The sequence below is a fragment of the Marinibacterium sp. SX1 genome (assembly GCF_050389775.1).
Taxonomy (GTDB): Bacteria; Pseudomonadota; Alphaproteobacteria; order Rhodobacterales; family Rhodobacteraceae; genus Marinibacterium.
Map to the genome: position 1 here is coordinate 3,561,048 of NZ_CP177144.1, position 16,826 is coordinate 3,577,873.

Below are 16,826 nucleotides of genomic sequence, written 5' to 3' on the forward strand. Positions count from 1 at the left end.
GTCGGGCCGTCACGTCTTGGGCCCGTCGGTCAATCCAGCCTGACATCCGCGCCGGAATTGCGCGCCTGCGAGGTCAGGCCCATATGTGTCAGCCCAGCATATGCGCCGATGGCAATCAAGGCCATGGCCACGAAACCGGCAAGGATGGCTTTCATCTGTCTAGTCCTTCTTGGTGGCTTCCCGCAGGAAGTCGATCAGGTCGGCCCGGTCGTCCGGCGCGGCAATCACCTGCATCGGCATCTTTGAACCGGGTATGTAATGGTCGGGGCCGGCGTCGAACAGGGCATCGATCGTCGCGTCCTGCCAGACGATGTCGGACCCGTCGAGAACGGGTGAATAGGCATATCCCGCCACGCTGCCCGCCCGCCGGCCGAACAGCCCGTAGAGCGTCGGCCCGGCCTTGCGCGACGGCCCGTCGTCTAGGGCGTGGCAGATCGAGCATTTGCGCATGAACTGGCGCTCGCCATTGCTCATCGTCCCGGCCTCGCGCAGGAAACTGCGCTCCTGGCCCATGGTCGCGTCAAAGGCCTCAAGCAGGGCCACCGGCCAGCCATAGGCCACGTCGTCCAGCCCGCCGGCATAGAGCATGGCACCATCCGGCGAAAAGGCCAGCGCCCAGACCGGGCCCTTGCGCGTCGCGCGGTAGTCGCGGGCGATGCGCCAGTCCCGCGTGTCGACAACCATGATATAGCCCTGCCCGTCACCCACGGCCAGCTGGCCGGTCGCGGGGTGAAAGGCCATGGCCAGGATCGGCCGGCGGTCGAGCGAGAAATCGGCCAGCGCGGCACCGGTGGCCGGATCGATGACCCGGGTGCCGCCATCGACGGCGCCGTAGGCCAGCCAGCCCGGCCCGGCGATCAGCTCGTTCACGCCGAAGCCGTGGCGCACCAGGGGCAAAGGCGGCGCATCGTCGGGGCCGGTCAGGTCGTAGGCCAGGATCTCGCCGGCCGTTGTCGCAGCGTGCAGGCGCGTGCCATCGGATGACAGGGCCAGGGCGTTGATCCCCGATCCCGGAGCGTGCAGGCTGCGCGGCGGCCCGGCTTCGCCGGGCGACAAGCGGGGCCCGCCGGGTGTGCTGGGCGAAGGGCCGGGTGCGTCGGGCGTGGCGGACGGCAGGCCGGATGCGTCCGATGCAGCAGATGACGGGCCGGATGCGCCTTCCTCCCCCGGCGACAGCGGCCACAGCCGCAACGTGCCGTCCCAGCTGCCGCTGGCCAGCCAGCGGCCGTCAGGCGTGACGGCCAGGGCCTGGATCTTGCCCTGGTGCCGGCCGATCACCCGCGGCGCCGGCGGGGTGGCGGCGGTCAGCGGGCCCGGCCAGTGATGGATGGTGAAATCGTCGCCTGCCGAGACCAGCCCGCCATCCGGTGTGAACACCAGAGCGGTGACGGCGGCGGCATGGCCCTCCAGCCAGCCCGGCACCCCGTCCTGCCAGAGGCCCACGGAATTGTCGAAACTGGCCGTGGCAATGCGCCCGTCGGGCGCCACGGCAATACCCATGACCGGACCGCCATGGCCCTTGAGCGTGGTGAAGTCCTGCGCGGCGGCCGGAGCGCCGAGCGACAGGGTGATGATCAGGCAGGCCAGCCGCCGGACCGCCCCGCGCCCCGCTCGATTACCGGCCCGCCGCACGAACACCCCGCACTCCGGCCGGCCACCGGCCAGCCGCACGACCGCGCCGTGCCCCGGCCGGCCATCGGCCGGGGCGGCGGCCGGCGTCGGGCCGGGCCGGAAGACCGCGACCGGCACCGGCCTATTCCGCCGGGGTCGCGCCCCGGGCCGCGGCGTCGGCCGGGTCCGTCTCGCGGGCCTTGACCTCGTCCAGCCAGATCGAATGGTGCTGATGGGCCCAGGCCTCGTCGACCTGGCCGTTGCCCATGGCATCAAACGCGCCTTCCATGCCCAGCGTGCCGATGTAGATATGGCCGATGATGATGGCCATCAGAACAAAGGCCACGATGGCATGCCAGGCCTGGGCCAGCTGCATTTCCTCCTGCGGCGCCAGGTTGACGGGCAGCGGCGACAGGCCGAACCAGCCCGGCACGCCGATGTCGTTGATCAACCCGAAGGTCTTGGCAAAGAGCGGCAGCTCGAACGGAAAGAGCAGCGACAGGCCCGACAGCGAGATCGACGCACCCAGCAGGATGACCGACCAGAAGATGATCTTCTGACCGGCGTTGAACTTCTTGGCCGGCGGGTGGTTGTCGCCGATGATGCCCCCGGCCTGCTTGAACCAGGTGATGTCGGTCTTGTCGGGAATGTTGTGCCAGACCCACATGACGAAGACGAGCACCAGCGCCACCATGAAGGCCCAGGCCACGTTGTTGTGGATGTATTTCGACCAGGTCAGCAGGATGGCATTGGCCTCCTTGCCGAAATGCGGCGCGATGTAGAACCGGCCCATCAGGCTGAGCAGGCCTGTCAGGCCGAGCAGGATGAACGAACCGGCCAGGGTCCAGTGCGCCGCGCGTTCGATGAACTTGAACCGTTGCACCGTGCGCCCGGCCAGCCCGCCTTCGACGCGGACGCGGCCGCGCAGCAGGTAGAACACGGCCAGGATGGCAATGGTGCCCAGCAGCAGCCAGCCGCCATAGGTGATCAGCGGGCCCTTGCGAAATTCGTACCACGTCATGCCGCCGTCCTGGACCAGCACCTTGGCCACGTCGCCCCCGGCCGAGACCCGGATATCGGCCTCGTTGAAGCGCAGGGCGCGCCAGAGATCGGGGTCGGACGCCCCGCCCAGCGTGCCCAGCTGGCCGGTCATCGGCGCGGCATGATCCGGGTCGCCGATGTTGAGCTTGCGGAAATCGTTGCTGACGGTCTCGCCGCGCTGGCGGGCGAGGATGTCGTCCAGTGTCTGCGCGCCGCCGGTGGCCTGGCGCGCCTCGATCCGGGCGGCCACCTGCGGGTCCGGCGCGGTTGCCGGCTGCATCAGGGTGACGGCCAGGCCGACGGATATGAGGATGAGGGCCAGGAACCATCCGAAGCCCGTGGATCTGTTGGTCATATGCCGGATACTCCCTGTCCAACGCCCTGTGCTGCCCGGGCCGGGGGGATCGTCGCCGCACCGGCCCTTCCGGGCCGGGCGTCTCGGGGACGAAGGGCAAGGCGATCGCCCGACCGCCCTGCCCTTCCTGTTTCACCTTGCGGTTTCGACGGGGCCGCGCGGGCCCCGCGCTCAGCCGCCCTTCTGGTCGTAGGCCGTGCCCCAGCCCCAGGCGCCCGAGCCGAAGCCCCGGGCCACCACGCGTTCGCGGTAGATGGCCGAGACCACGTCACCGTCACCGGCCAGCAGGGCCTTGGTCGAACACATCTCGGCGCAGAGCGGCAGCTTGCCCTCGGCGATCCGGTTGCGCCCGTATTTCTGGAACTCGACGGTCGAGTTGTTCTCTTCCGGGCCGCCGGCGCAGAAGGTGCACTTGTCCATCTTGCCGCGCGAGCCGAAGTTGCCGGCCTGCGGGTATTGCGGCGCGCCGAAGGGACAGGCGTAGAAGCAATAGCCGCAGCCGATGCAGAGGTCCTTGGAATGCAGGACCACGCCTTCTTCGGTCTGGTAGAAGCAATCCACCGGGCAGACGGCCATGCAGGGCGCGTCGGAACAATGCATGCAGGCCACCGAGATCGAGCGTTCGCCCGGCTTGCCGTCATTGATCGTCACCACCCGGCGCCGGTTGATGCCCCAGGGCACCTCGTGCTCGTTTTTGCAGGCGGTCACACAGGCGTTGCATTCGATGCAGCGTTCGGCGTCACAGAGAAATTTTGCGCGTGCCATGTCTCGATGTCTCCTTACGCGGCCCAGATCTTGCAGAGGGTTGCCTTGGTTTCCTGCATCTGGGTGACGCTGTCGTAACCATAGGTCTGCGCGGTGTTGGTGCTTTCGCCCAGCACGTAGGGGTCCGACCCTTCGGGATATTTGCCCCGCTGGTCCTCGCCCTGGTAATGCCCGCCGAAGTGGAAGGGCATGAAGGCCACGCCCGAGCCGACCCGTTCGGTGACCAGCGCCATGACCCGGATCCTGCCGCCCTCGGGGCCTTCGACCCAGACCTGCGCCCCGTCGCGGACGCCCAGGTTGTTGGCATCGCGGGGGTTGATCTCGATGAACATGTTCTGCTGCAGCTCGGCCAGCCAGGGGTTGGACCGGGTCTCGTCGCCGCCGCCTTCATATTCGACCAGCCGTCCCGAGGTCAGGATGATCGGATAATCTTCCGAGAAGTCGTTCTTCTGGATCGAGGCATAAAGCGTCGGCACCCGCCAGAACTTGCGGTCCTCGTAGGTCGGGTAGTCGGCGACCAGGTCGCGGCGGTTGGAATAGAGCGGCTCGCGGTGTTTCGGCACCGGGTCGGGGAAGGTCCAGACCACGGCGCGGGCCTTGGCATTGCCGAAGGGCGCACAGCCATGGGCGATGGCCACGCGCTGGATGCCGCCCGACAGGTCGGTCTTCCAGTTCACGCCACCGACCTGCTCGGCATAATCGCTGGGCCGTTCGCCGGTCTGGCTGGTCTCGCCGACCTCTTCCTGGCCGTCGCCCGCGGTTTCCGGTGCGACATAGCCGGCCACGGCCTCGATCGAGGCGCGTTCCTCGGCGGTCAGGTCACCATCCCAGCCCAGGTCGATGAGCATCTGCATGGTGAATTCCGGGTAGCCGTCCTGGATCTCGGAGCCCACCGAATAGACACCGTCGGCCAGCAGGTTGTCGCCATCATGTTCCACGCCGAACCGGGCGCGGAAGGTCAGGCCACCTTCGGCCACGGGCATCGACATGTCGTAGAGGTTGGCCGTGCCCGGGTGGTTCATCTCGGGCGTGCCCCAGCAGGGCCAGGGCATGCCGTAGAAGTCGCCGTCGCAGGGCCCGCCGTTCGCCCGCAGCGTGGTGCGGTCGAAGGTGTGCTGGTTGGCCATGTGCAGCTTGAGCCGCTCGGGCGACTGGCCGGTATAGCCCACCGTCCACATGCCCTTGTTGAATTCGCGGGTGAGGTCCTCGATCAGGGGTTCCTCGCCGTTGACCTCGATGTTGCGGAACAGCCGGTCGGCAAAGCCGAACTTGGTGGCGAACTTGTGCACGATGACGTGGTCGGGCTTGGATTCGAACAGCGGGTCGACGATCTGTTCGCGCCACTGGATCGACCGGTTGGACGCCGTGACCGAGCCATAGCTTTCGAACTGGGTCGCCGCCGGCAGCAGGTAGACCCCGTCGGTGCGGTCCTGCAGGATGGCCGACACGGTCGGATAGGGATCGACCACGACCATCAGGTCGAGCTTTTCCATTGCCGTCTTCATTTCCGGCAGGCGGGTCTGGGAGTTGGGCGCGTGGCCCCACAGGACCATGGCCCGGGTGTTGTCGGGCTGGTCGATGTTTTCCTTTTCTTCCAGCACGCCGTCGATCCAGCGGCTGACCGGGATGCCGGTCAGGCCCATCATCTCGACATCCTTGCCATCGGCGCCCTGCATCACGGCAAAGCGGCTCTTGAGCCAGTCGATGTCCTCGTCCCAGACGCGCGCCCAATGGGCCCAGGCCCCGGCCGACAGGCCGTAATAGCCCGGCAGCGTATCGGCCAGCACGCCCAGGTCGGTCGCGCCCTGCACGTTGTCATGGCCGCGGAAGATGTTGGTGCCGCCACCGGCGGTGCCCATGTTCCCCAGCGCCAGCTGCAGGATGCAATAGGCCCGGGTGTTGTTGTTGCCGTTGGTATGCTGGGTGCCGCCCATGCACCAGATCACGGTGCCGGGGCGGTTGTTGACCAGCGTCCGCGCCACCCGGCGCAGCTGGCTTTCCGGCACGCCGGTGACCCGCTCGACCTCGTCGGGGCCCCAGTTGGCCACTTCCTCGCGGATCTGGTCCATGCCCCAGACGCGCGTGCGGATGAATTCCTTGTCTTCCCAGCCGTTCTCGAAGATGTGCCACAGCAGGCCCCAGACCAGGGCCACGTCCGAACCGGGCCGGAAGCGCACGTATTCGTCGGCATGGGCCGCGGTGCGCGTGAAGCGCGGGTCGCAGACGATCAGCGGCGCGTTGTTCTGTTCCTTGGCCTTCAGCAGGTGCAGCAGCGAGACGGGATGGGCCTCGGCCGGGTTGCCGCCGATGATGAAGATGGCCTTGGAATTGTGGATGTCGTTGTAGCTGTTGGTCATGGCGCCGTAGCCCCATGTGTTGGCCACGCCGGCAACGGTCGTCGAATGGCAGATCCGGGCCTGGTGATCGACGTTGTTCGTGCCCCAGTAGGCCGCGAACTTGCGGAAGAGATAGGCCTGTTCGTTGGAATGCTTGGCCGAGCCCAGCCAATAGACGCTGTCCGGCCCGCTTTCCTCGCGGATCTGCAGCATCTGGTCACCGATCTCGTCGATGGCCTGCTCCCACGAGATGCGGACCCATTCGCCGTTCTCTTTCTTCATCGGGTATTTCAGCCGGCGCTCGCCATGGGCGTGCTCGCGGACCGAGGCGCCCTTGCAGCAATGCGAGCCCAGGTTGAACGGGCTGTCCCAGCCGGGTTCCTGGCCGATCCAGACGCCGTCGGACACCTCGGCCATGACCGTGCAGCCGACCGAGCAATGGGTGCAGACGGATTTCTTGAGGTCCACCGTCCCCGAGGCGGCAGCCGCCGCGGCCTGGGCCGGTTTCACGGTGCCGCCGGTGGCGCTGATGGCGGCAAGCCCGCCGATGGCCAGGCCGGAGCCGCGCAGGAAGCTGCGGCGATCGACGGTCTTTTCGGCCATGTCGGACAGGATGCTGGTGCGCTGCGGTCGACGCGCGGCACCGTTTGTCTTCTTCCTGAGCATGTCTCTCGTCTCCCCTTGCTCGCCGGGACCGTTCCGCCCCGCTCGCTTGGCTTTGGTGCGGCCCCTGGCCGGACCCCTGCCCGCCCCGGGCCGGGTCCGGGCGCGGGCCCGGTTCATCTGTGCGGCGGTCTTCTCAGAACCGCGCGCTGTCGTAATAGGCCCGGGTGTGCAGGGTATCCTGCATCCGGTCCGATGCCGGGTCGGGCTCGGCGGCCTCGGCCTGGGTCGCGCCGGTCACGGCCACGGCGGCCGCGATCGGCGCCGTAGTTCCGGCCAGCTTGAGAAAGTCGCGGCGGCTCGCTGCCTCTTTCTTCGTGGTCACGTGAGCACTCCTTCTCTCACACCTGGGTTGTGGCGGCCCGCGGGCCGCCGGTTCGTTACGGGGGTCAGGCCCCGCTCAATCGAAAGGCCTCCCCCTCGATATCCATGAATGCCCGGCCGGTGGTGCCCACCGCGGCATAGAAGACGGCGCTCTTGGCGGCTTCGAGATCGGCAAAGAAATGGCCGGCCCAGGGCGCGATATGACGGTTGAAGAAGGTCTTCTGGACCTCCAGCCCGGCGGGCGGGCCAAAGCGGCCGACGATCATGGCGGCCATCATTTCCATCAGCGAGGCGATGTTGTCCTCGGGTTCGAACACGGTGTCCGACCGGGCCAGCCCGTTGCGGGCCATGTCCTGGCGCAGGGCGGCCAGCGGTTTCTCGTTGAGAAAGCCGGTCAGGTAATAGGACGCATAGGGCAGCAGCTCGCCCCGGCCCAGGCCGATGAACAGCGTGTTGAACTCGCGGCGCACGGCCTTGGGCCCGGTGGCCCGGGCGGTGCGGGCCAGGCCGGCGATGCCCCGGCCGAGATCGGTGGATTCATCGCCCTGCAGCGTGGCAGCCTGGTCCAGGATGCCCTGGTCGGCCGGGTTGGCCAGCAGCACGCCGAGGAAATTGTAGAGATCGGCGCGCAGGCGGTCTTCTTCCGGGATGCGGGCGATATCGGGCGCGGCGCTCATGCTGTCTCCTGCTGGATGTCGGGCTGGTCGTCGAAGGTGATGCGGATGCGCCGGCGCGGGGCCGGCGGCAGATCCTCGGCCGGGGCGGCCTCGGGGCCGGGCCCCTCGGGCGCGGCTGCGCCACGTGCCTCGGCGGTGGAACGGGTGTCACCGGTCGCGGCTGCGCCGCTGGTATCGTCGGCGGCTACGCCGCTTGTATCGGTGGCGGCTGCGCCGCTGTCGGTCTTCGCCCCCACGGCGGCTTTGTCGCCGGATGTCGTGGGGCCGGCTTCGCCGGCATTCAGGGCCATGTCCCGGATCCTGGGCGCGATGCCCCGGCCGACCTCGTAGGCCGTGCGCATGACATCGGGGACCATGGCCGCATCGGTGTAATCGTCGTCGTAATCGACCAGCCCGTCGAGATTGGCCAGCACCGGGTTGGTGCGCCACAGCCGGCGCAGGGCGCGGGATTTCAGGCGCTGGGGCAGATCGGCGGCCAGGAACCGGCGGATCGCCTCGGCATCCTGCAACGTGTCGGGATCGGGCATGCCGGCCGCATCGAGCAGTTCGGCATCGCTGCGCTCGGCCAGGGCGGCATCGTGGCGGGCCTCTTCGGCCACGGCCTGGGCGGTGGCCTCGGCCCTGGCCTCGGCGGCCACGGCGGCTTTGCGGCGGGCCCAGAAATCGCTCATGACAGGCGCCTCCGGCGGGCGGCGGGCGAGCGATAGACATCGCCGGGCTGGGCGATGCGCGCATCGCCGATGCCGTCCTCGACCTGGTCGACCCGGGTCTTGTCGCGCCGGCGCTTCACGAAAACGCTTTCGCGGTGGAATTCCTCGATGAAGGCCTCGATCCAGGCGATCAGCCCGTCGGGCATCGGCACCTTTTCGACCAGGTCCTCGCCGCTCTCGGCGTAATCCTGAGCCTCGAAGGGCGAGGCCGTGACCAGCAGCACGCGGAACGGCGGCTCGGCCTTCTGGGGCCGCATGACCACGTAGAGCCCGGGCATGTCCGAGGCCAGGTTGTGGCGGTAGGATTCGGTTTCCGCACCGTGCAGTTCCAGCACCGGCGTGGCGGCATGGTATTCGACGGCCGGACCTTCGCGGCGCAATTCCACCCAATCGGCCGGCCTCGCACCGGGCAGCACCGCCACGGCACGCCAGTCCCATGCCACCCAACGGGTCACACCGGGCCTGCGCCGGACAACAACACCCATGGGCATCGTGCGATAGGATTTTTCATTGCGGATCACGTATGCGGTCCCTCCCCGCGCTTATTGAATCAGCCCCGGGCACGAACGAAAGGGGAAAACGGTGCACGACGGCATTCATCGCCCTTTCGGGTCAATTTGGCCCGCCGTGAAAGGCCGCCGGGACGGCGCGGGACGAATTGTCCATCTCGACTGAAAATGTCGGGAAATTGTTCCGCCCCGGCCGGCGAATCGCGACGCCCCGGATGGGCCGGCTGACGCCCGGTGAGCGGCGAGAAAAGCGGTTGCCGCCGGTCTGAAAACGCGTTTAGGCTCTGGCGCGCAGCGGCTTGGGGCCCCCGGGGGGCCCGCGGGGACCGCGCGTGAGCCAAGCGCCACAGGGGCGCGAGCAGGACGGGAAAAACATGGTCAAGCATCTGATAACATGTGATTGTTCGGGCAGCATGACCATCGATTCCGAGGCCCTGTCCCGGGCCACCGGCATCGAGGTGGCACCGGCCTGTTCGGCTCTTTGCACCCGCGAGATCGGCCGGGCCGAGGCCGGGTTGACCCGGGGCGAGACGATGATTGCCTGCCAGCAGCAGGCGCGGATCTTCGAAGACCTGGCCGAAGAGCTGGGCACCGACCCGGCGCCGCTGGTCGACCTGCGCGACCGGGCCGGCTGGACCGCCGACAGCGCGCCGACCCTGCCCAAGATGGCCGCCCTCCTGGCCGAGGCCCAGCTGCCCGCGCGGCCGGCCAAGACGATGGACGTGGTCTCCGAGGGGCTGTGCCTGGTGCTGGCGCCCGAGAGCGGCGCGGCCGAGGTGGCGATCGAGGCCGCGGCGACGCTGGCGCAATACCTGTCGGTCACCCTGCTGCTGGCCGACGGCCAGGCGCTGACCGATCCGCGCGACCATGACGTGATGATCGGGCGCATCCGCAATGCCCGGGGCGCGCTGGGACAGTTCAACCTGACCCTCGATGGCGTGCGCGAGCTTCGGCCCGGCGGGCGGGGCACGCCCGAGCCGGGCGCGGCCCGTGACGGGGGCAGCGCGGAATGTGACGTGATCCTCGACCTGCGCGGCGGCCTGCCGCTGTTCCCGGCCCATGAGAAACGCGAAGGCTACCTGCGGGCCGACCCGGCCCATCCGCCGTCGGTCGCGGCGGCGGTCCTGGCCGCGTCGCACCTGCTGGGCACCTTCGAAAAGCCGCTCTACGTACGCACCGAACCGCTGCTCTGCGCCCATGAACGGGCCGGCCAGACCGGCTGTACGACCTGTCTCGACCTGTGCCCGACCGGGGCGATCACGCCCCAGGGCGACCACGTGGGCATCGACCCGATGATCTGTGCCGGCTGCGGCGCCTGTTCGGCGGCCTGCCCGTCGGGGGCGATCAGCTATGACGCGCCGGCCGTGGACGAGACGATGCTGCGGGTGCAGACGCTGGCCCGGGCCTACCTGGCCGCCGGCGGCCACGACCCGCGCCTGCTGGTCACCGATGCCCATGGCGCCGAGATGATCCGCCTGGCCGCGCGCCATGGCCGGGGCCTGCCCGCCGACGTGGTGCCGATGGAACTGCCGGCGATCGGCGCCTTCGGCCATGCCGAGGCCGTGGCCGCCCTGGGCGCGGGCTTTGCCCATGTGGCACTGCTGCCCGGGCCGGGCGCCGACCGGGATGCGCTGACCGCCCAGGTTGCCCTGGCCGCGGCCATCGGCGGCCCGGCCCGGGTGGCCCTGCTGGACCTGGCCGATCCCGATGCGCTGTCGGACCTGCTGTTCGACCAGGTGGCCGCGGCGGTCACCCATGCTCCGGTCCGCCCGATGGGCACCCGCCGCCAGATCACCCGCCAGGCCGCCCGGGCGCTCTATCCCGCCGGCACCGCCCTGCCCCTGCCCGAAGGCGCGCCCTACGGCGCCGTGCTGGTCGATACCGATGCCTGCACCCTGTGCCTGTCCTGCGTCTCGCTCTGCCCCTCGGGCGCGCTTGGCGACAATCCCGACCTGCCCCAGCTGCGCTTCCAGGAAGACGCCTGCCTGCAATGCGGGCTCTGTGCCAATATCTGCCCCGAGGATGCCATCACCTATGAGCCCCGCCTGAACCTGGCCGACACGGCCCTGGAACAGGAAGTGCTGAACGAGGAAGAGCCCTTTGCCTGCGTCGAATGCGGCTCGCTCTTCGGGGTGAAATCGACGGTCGAACGGGTGATGGAGAAGCTGGCCGGCCATGCCATGTTCGCCCAGGGCGATGCGCTGCGGATGATCCAGATGTGCGACGATTGCCGGGTGAACGCCCAGTACCACGCCCAGAACAACCCCTTTGCCGGCGGCGAGCGGCCCCGGCCGCGCACCACCGACGATTACCTGAGCAAGCGGCGGGACCATTGATGGCCCTGCCTCCGCGGCCGGGTCCGGCCCGGCCGATCAGCCATGGCTGCGGTTCAGAAGTCCTGCGCCTGCAACGGCGCGCCCAGGTCCGCCGGGGCCAGCCGCGAGACATAGGCCATCAGCGCCTCGAGCTCGTCGATGGTCATGTGGACCGGGGCGATGGGCGACGGCCGGTCGGGCGGAAAGGGCGCGGTGATCTCGGCGACCTGGGTAAAGGCCGGATGCGGGTTGAGCGCGTAGAAGGCGGCAAAACGGTCTTCCCAGTCGGCAAAGGCCCGCAGCACGAAGAAACTGGGCGTCGAGCCGATATCGGTCTTGCGCCCGGCCTCCTCGACCGCGTGGCAGCGGGCACAGGCCCGGCGCGACACGTCGAGCCCCAGCCGGGCATCACCGGCCAGGATCGTCGCGGCCTCCGGCGCGGCCACGACCTGTGGCGCGGCAAAGCCCGGACCGGTCTCGGGCGTGAAGGACAGCACGGTGTTCAGCCCGACCTCGGAGGTCAGCCAGCCGGCCAGCCGCTCGGCCCCCGGACCCGGCGCCGGGGCCAGCTGCATCCGCCAGGCCCCGCCCGGCCCGTCAAAGACCGGCCGGCCGCTGTCGCCCAGCAGGACCTGGGCCTGGGCCGGATCGTCGACCAGGACGACCCGCACCCGGGTCTTGAGAGAGAAGCGCGGCAGGATATGTCCAAGCAGGCCAGTCTCGGCCAGGGCCGCCGGCACATGCAGCCGGACCGGGCCGTCCTCGGCCGCGCCCGGCAGGGGCGACAGGCAGAGCGCCATCAGGATCATTGCGCGGCGAAGGCCCATGGGGTCAACCTAGGGCCGGGCCGGCCTGCCGGTCAACCGCAACGAAACACAGCCATGTCCCCGAAGATATGAAAGGACACAGACCATGACCGACGAATTCAACATGTCGATGCGCAAGTTCCTCAAGCAGGTCGGCGTGACCTCGCAGCAGGAAATCGAAGCCGCCGTGCGCGAGAAGGGCGAAGCCGGCAAGACCTATGCCGTCAAGGCCGTGATCACCATCGAGGAGCTCGGCCTGACCCACGAGGTCACCGGCTCGATCGAGGGAGAATAAGCCCATGCGCGAGGCCGTTCTCGCCGTCCTGAAGACCATTGCCGACCCTGCCGGCGGCGACATCGTCGCCAGCGGCGTCGTGCGCGCGCTGACCGTGTCGGCCGAAGGCGCGGTGCGCTTCGTGCTGGACGTGCCGGCCTCGCGGGCCGAGGCCTACAAGCCGGTCAAGGCCGAGGCCGAGGCCCGGCTGGCCGCGATGCCCGAGGTGGCGGGCGTGTCGGTTGTCATGACCGCATCCACCCCGCCGCCGCCCGATCTCAAGCCCCAGCGCCCGGCCGAACCCAAGGGCCCGCAAAAGGTGCCGGGCGTCGAGCGGATCATTGCCGTGGCCTCGGGCAAGGGCGGCGTGGGCAAATCCACGCTGACCTCGAACCTGGCCTGCGCCCTGGCCCAGCAGGGCCGGCGCGTCGGCCTGCTGGATGCCGATGTCTACGGCCCGTCCCAGCCGCGCATGCTGGGCGTGTCCGGCCGGCCGGCCTCGCCCGATGGCAAGACCATCCTGCCCCTGCGCAACCACGGCGTGACGATGATGTCGCTGGGCCTGATGACCAATGACGACCAGGCCGTGGTCTGGCGCGGGCCGATGCTGATGGGCGCCCTGCAGCAGATGCTGACCCAGGTGCAATGGGGCGCGCTCGATGTGCTGCTGGTCGACCTGCCGCCGGGCACCGGCGATGTCCAGATGACCCTGGCCCAGAAGGCCCATGTCGACGGGGCGGTCATCGTGTCGACCCCCCAGGACGTGGCCCTGCTGGATGCGCGCAAGGGCATAGACATGTTCCGCCAGCTCGACGTGCCGATCCTGGGCATGGTCGAGAACATGTCCACCCATGTCTGTTCCAAATGCGGGCATGAAGAGCATGTCTTCGGCCATGGCGGCGTGGCCGCCGAAGCGGCCAAGCTGGGCGTGCCCCTGCTGGCCGAGATCCCGCTCGACCTGGAGATCCGCCTGGCCTCGGACGGCGGTGCGCCGGTGGTCGTCTCGGCCCCCGACAGCGCCCAGGCCCGGGCCTTTGCCGCCGTGGCCGAGGCGCTGGTCGCCCAGGGCATGGCATGACCGGCCCGGGCGGGCTGCTGCTGCCGCCGCTGATGTCGGCGCGGGCCTGCGCCGACGATCCGGCGCGGGCGGCCTGCCAGGCGGCCATGCAGGGTTGCGACGCCGGTCTGATGACCTGGCGGGTCACCCCTGCCGCGATGCAGGCCGCCCTGGTCTTTGCGCCCGAGGTCGACCTGGCCCGGGCCATGATCATGCTGCCGCTCTGCGGCGTGGGGTTCCAGAACGCCCTGGGCGCGCTGTCGCCGCCCGAGGTGGCCGTCGAGCTGCGCTGGGACGGCACGATCCTGCTCAACGGCGCGGCCTGCGGCCGGCTGCGGGCCCATGCCGCCGATCCCGGAGGCCCTGCCGCCGGGCCGCCCGACTGGTTGGTCGTGGCCCTCGACCTGCGCCTGACCCTGACCGAAGGCGGCGCCGATCCGCAGATCACCGCGCTCTACGAGGAAGGCTGCGGCGAGGTCACGCCCGAGGCCCTGCTCGAGGCCTGGGCCCGCCACACGCTCAACTGGATCGGCCGCTGGGAGGCCGACGGCAACCGGGTGCTGCACGAGGAATGGCGCGGGCTGGTGCCCGATATCGGCCAGGCCAGCACGCTGGCCGACCACCCGGGCAAGGTGCTGGGCACCGACGAGAGCTTTGGCCTGCTGATCGCCCGCGACGACACCACCCACCTGGTTCCGCTGACCCACCTGCTGGAGGACATGCCTTGAAACTCGCCCGTGCCATCCATTTCGACGAAAGCGACAGCCGCGTCTACAACAACCCGGCCCGGACCGGGGAATGGTGCATCTCGGGGGGCTTCGAATTCTCGGACTGGACCGAGGCCGACCTCGAAGGCAAGGCCCGCCAGGCCTTTGCCAACGGCTGGTTCGGCCTGGAAACCGGCGGGCGGGTGACCTTCGTAGCCGTCACCACGCTGGAACCGGCCGAGGTGGCCACCCTGACCGACCTGCTGGCCCATCATTTCGTGACCTTCTATGGCGCGCCCTCGGTCGAGGCCGCCCGGCCCGTCGCGGCCGAGGAAATCGCCCAGATGGGCGATCTGTGCGACGAGCACGAGGCCAACACCTTGCTGACCGTCTCGCGTGAGCTGACGCCGGCCGGCGTGCGCGAGGCCTACCGGGTGATCGAGGCCCGCGAGGCCGATCTGGGCCAGTTTGCCGTGCACGGCTCGGCCGATCCCTGATCGCCGGGCCGCACGGGCGCAACGCGCAACCTGCACAACACCTAACCGGCACAGCACGTGACCGGCGCGGCGCGCCTGCCAGGGCGCGACAAGCAAAACGCGCCGGCCTGGGCGGGATGGCAAAGGCGCGCCGGTTTTCCACGACGTCAAACGCGCCGGTTTGGCGTGACAGGCAATGCGCCGCTTGAACCGCGACGCCCCTCCCCATCATCGCAGCGCAAAGACCCGTTACTTGCCAATCCTGACAAGTAAACCCGGCGATTTTCCATTTTTGCCTTCCCTCAATTCATGTCAAACTGCCCGCGATCGACCAAGGGGCCGCCTTGACGCGCCCCGCCCATGGCACGAAGACGAGGAGGGGATTGTCCATGTCCGATCGCTACACCACAGGTATGGCCGTACGCCGTTCGGTGCTCGGAGACGCCCATGTGGACCGGGCCGAGGCCGGCAAGACCGAGTTCGACCAACCGTTCCAGCAGCTGATCACCGAAGGCGCCTGGGGCACGGTCTGGGCCGGCCAGGCCATCCCGCCGCGCGAACGCTCGATGCTGACCCTGGCCCTTCTGGCGGCCACCGGCAATTTCGAGGAAATCCCGATGCATGTCCGGGCCACGGCCAATACCGGCGCCAGCCGCGACGACATCATGGAGGCCTTCCTGCACGTGGCCATCTATGCCGGCGTGCCAAAGGCCAACCATGCCATCAAGCTGGCCAAGCAGACATTCGCTGAAATGGAGGAAGCCACAGATGACTGACCAGGGACCGCTCATCCCACGCAACCGCGCGGCGCATCCCGTCGCCTTCGATCCCGATTACAAGACCACCGTTCCGCGCTCGCCGAAACTGGCCCTGCTCAGCGCCGACAGCTCGATCACCGAAGAGACCGGCCCGGTCTTCGGCCATGACATCCTCGGCCCTCTGGACAACAACCTGATCCTCAACTGGACCCGTGGCGCGGCTCCGGCGGTGGGCGAGCGTATCCTGATCCACGGCCGTGTCGTCGACGAGAACAACCGCGCCGTTCCCCATACCCTGGTCGAGATCTGGCAGGCCAATGCCGGCGGGCGCTATCGCCACATGAAGGACAGCTACTTTGCCCCGCTCGACCCCAATTTCGGCGGCTGCGGGCGGACGATCACCGATGAGAACGGCCATTACCAGTTCCTGACCATCCGTCCCGGCGCCTATCCTTGGCCCAACCGGGGCAATGACTGGCGACCGATGCACATCCATGTCTCGGTCTTCGGCCATGCCTTCGGCCAGCGCCTGATCACCCAGCTCTATTTCCAAGGCGACCCGCTGATCGATCTCTGCCCGATCGCCGCGACGATCAAGTCGCGCAGCCAGCTCGACGCGCTGGTCGCGCCGCTGGACATGGCCCAGTCCAAGCCGATGGACTACCTGGCCTACAAGTTCGACATCGTCCTGCGCGGGCGCCGTCAGAGCATGTTCGAGAACAAGCTGGAGGGCATGTGACATGGTGCAGAAACTGAACACCCTGGTCGAAACCGCTTCGCAGACCGCCGGACCCTACGTGCATATCGGGCTGATGCCCAGCTATTGCGGCAATGCCGGGGCCTATGACCGCGAGATCGGGCTGTCGCCCATCGCCGAGGGCTGCCAGGGCGAGATCATCGAGATCCGCGGCCAGGTCATCGACGGCACCGGCTGGGCCCTGCGCGATGCGCTGATCGAAAGCTGGCAGGCCGATGCGGCCGGGCGCTATCCGGGTCAGCCGGGGGCCGATGACAAGGTGACGGGCCATTGCCGGTTCGGAGCCGATGCCGAGAGCGGTGAATTCACCCTGCGCACGGTCAAGCCCGGGCGCACGCCGACCCGCACCGGCGGCTGGCAGGCCCCGCATATCGCCCTGTGGATCGTGGCCCGGGGCATCAACATCGGCCTGCAGACCCGGATCTATTTCGAGGACGAGGACAACAGCACCGACCCGCTTCTGGCGCGTATCGAACAGCGCCCGCGCGTCGACACCCTGATCGCCGCCAAGACCGGGCCGGGCCAGTATCGCTTCGACATCCGCCTGCAGGGCGACGGCGAAACGGTGTTCCTCGACCTTTAAGGCCCCAACCAGCTGTTTCGGATCGCTGACGCGATCCGACCGGCGGGGGCGGGCATCTGCGATGCCCGCCCCCGCCGCCCCCGCCGCCCCTGCGCCCCGCGT

Annotated in this window: 18 protein-coding genes; 8 read left to right on the forward strand and 10 right to left on the reverse strand. The window is 69.0% G+C overall.

The genetic code is table 11. The features are described 5' to 3' along the window. Positions 1-29: 29 nt before the first annotated feature. The 9 genes from ACK3BB_RS16085 to ACK3BB_RS16125 form a co-directional block, all read right to left on the reverse strand. Complete coding sequence (locus ACK3BB_RS16085; RefSeq protein WP_428925650.1) at positions 30-155, reverse strand: hypothetical protein; 126 nt, start codon at positions 153-155, stop codon at positions 30-32. Positions 156-159: 4 nt separating this feature from the next. Then, a complete protein-coding gene (locus ACK3BB_RS16090) occupies positions 160-1,749 on the reverse strand; it encodes a c-type cytochrome (protein WP_428925651.1) in 1,590 nt (529 codons plus the stop codon). A 4-nt stretch (positions 1,750-1,753) separates the two neighbouring features. After that, a complete protein-coding gene (locus ACK3BB_RS16095; RefSeq protein ID WP_428925652.1) occupies positions 1,754-3,007 on the reverse strand; it encodes a formate dehydrogenase subunit gamma in 1,254 nt (417 codons plus the stop codon). 171 nt (positions 3,008-3,178) lie between these two features. After that, positions 3,179-3,772, reverse strand: a complete 594-nt coding sequence (gene fdh3B, locus ACK3BB_RS16100) for a formate dehydrogenase FDH3 subunit beta (RefSeq protein WP_428925653.1) — start codon at positions 3,770-3,772, stop codon at positions 3,179-3,181. A gap of 14 nt (positions 3,773-3,786) precedes the next feature. Continuing rightward, positions 3,787-6,774, reverse strand: a complete 2,988-nt coding sequence (locus ACK3BB_RS16105) for a formate dehydrogenase subunit alpha (protein ID WP_428925654.1) — start codon at positions 6,772-6,774, stop codon at positions 3,787-3,789. 133 nt (positions 6,775-6,907) lie between these two features. Beyond that, positions 6,908-7,096, reverse strand: coding sequence for a twin-arginine translocation signal domain-containing protein (locus ACK3BB_RS16110; protein WP_428925655.1), 189 nt, complete (start codon positions 7,094-7,096; stop codon positions 6,908-6,910). Positions 7,097-7,160: 64 nt separating this feature from the next. Next, entirely contained in the window at positions 7,161-7,772 is a 612-nt protein-coding gene (locus tag ACK3BB_RS16115) for a TorD/DmsD family molecular chaperone (RefSeq protein ID WP_428925656.1), read from the reverse strand. Further along, positions 7,769-8,443, reverse strand: coding sequence for a DUF3306 domain-containing protein (locus ACK3BB_RS16120; RefSeq protein WP_428925657.1), 675 nt, complete (start codon positions 8,441-8,443; stop codon positions 7,769-7,771). Before ACK3BB_RS16120 ends, ACK3BB_RS16115 begins: the two co-directional genes overlap by 4 nt. Further along, on the reverse strand, positions 8,440-8,973 hold the full coding sequence (locus ACK3BB_RS16125; RefSeq protein ID WP_428928757.1) for a DUF3305 domain-containing protein: 534 nt from the start codon (positions 8,971-8,973) through the stop codon (positions 8,440-8,442). Before ACK3BB_RS16125 ends, ACK3BB_RS16120 begins: the two co-directional genes overlap by 4 nt. Before the next feature lie 392 nt (positions 8,974-9,365). Here ACK3BB_RS16125 and ACK3BB_RS16130 point away from each other — a divergent pair, with 392 nt between their 5' ends. Then, entirely contained in the window at positions 9,366-11,327 is a 1,962-nt protein-coding gene (locus tag ACK3BB_RS16130) for a 4Fe-4S binding protein (protein ID WP_428925658.1), read from the forward strand. A gap of 53 nt (positions 11,328-11,380) precedes the next feature. Here the strand turns inward: ACK3BB_RS16130 and ACK3BB_RS16135 are convergent, their stop codons facing one another. Continuing rightward, entirely contained in the window at positions 11,381-12,133 is a 753-nt protein-coding gene (locus ACK3BB_RS16135) for a hypothetical protein (protein ID WP_428925659.1), read from the reverse strand. 85 nt (positions 12,134-12,218) lie between these two features. Between ACK3BB_RS16135 and ACK3BB_RS16140 the strand changes: the two genes are divergently transcribed. The 7 genes from ACK3BB_RS16140 (at position 12,219) to pcaG (ending at position 16,724) form a co-directional block, all read left to right on the forward strand. Further along, entirely contained in the window at positions 12,219-12,407 is a 189-nt protein-coding gene (locus ACK3BB_RS16140) for a DUF6494 family protein (RefSeq protein ID WP_428925660.1), read from the forward strand. A 4-nt stretch (positions 12,408-12,411) separates the two neighbouring features. Beyond that, the gene (locus tag ACK3BB_RS16145; RefSeq protein ID WP_428925661.1) at positions 12,412-13,464 is read left to right on the forward strand and encodes an Mrp/NBP35 family ATP-binding protein; all 1,053 of its coding nucleotides are present in this window, start codon (positions 12,412-12,414) and stop codon (positions 13,462-13,464) included. Then, positions 13,461-14,171 (forward strand): DUF4444 domain-containing protein, encoded by a 711-nt coding sequence (locus ACK3BB_RS16150; protein ID WP_428925662.1) that lies wholly within the window; start codon positions 13,461-13,463, stop codon positions 14,169-14,171. The genes ACK3BB_RS16145 and ACK3BB_RS16150 overlap by 4 nt, the downstream gene beginning before the upstream one ends. Beyond that, positions 14,168-14,647 carry a DUF6505 family protein gene (locus ACK3BB_RS16155; RefSeq protein ID WP_428925663.1) on the forward strand — a complete coding sequence of 160 codons (480 nt, stop codon included), beginning with the start codon at positions 14,168-14,170 and terminating at the stop codon, positions 14,645-14,647. Before ACK3BB_RS16150 ends, ACK3BB_RS16155 begins: the two co-directional genes overlap by 4 nt. A gap of 368 nt (positions 14,648-15,015) precedes the next feature. Beyond that, the gene (gene pcaC, locus ACK3BB_RS16160; RefSeq protein ID WP_428925664.1) at positions 15,016-15,402 is read left to right on the forward strand and encodes a 4-carboxymuconolactone decarboxylase; all 387 of its coding nucleotides are present in this window, start codon (positions 15,016-15,018) and stop codon (positions 15,400-15,402) included. Then, positions 15,395-16,123 (forward strand): protocatechuate 3,4-dioxygenase subunit beta, encoded by a 729-nt coding sequence (pcaH, locus tag ACK3BB_RS16165; protein WP_428925665.1) that lies wholly within the window; start codon positions 15,395-15,397, stop codon positions 16,121-16,123. The genes pcaC and pcaH overlap by 8 nt, the downstream gene beginning before the upstream one ends. Position 16,124: 1 nt before the next feature. Next, positions 16,125-16,724, forward strand: a complete 600-nt coding sequence (gene pcaG, locus ACK3BB_RS16170; protein ID WP_428925666.1) for a protocatechuate 3,4-dioxygenase subunit alpha — start codon at positions 16,125-16,127, stop codon at positions 16,722-16,724. The last annotated feature ends 102 nt before the right edge of the window (positions 16,725-16,826 follow it).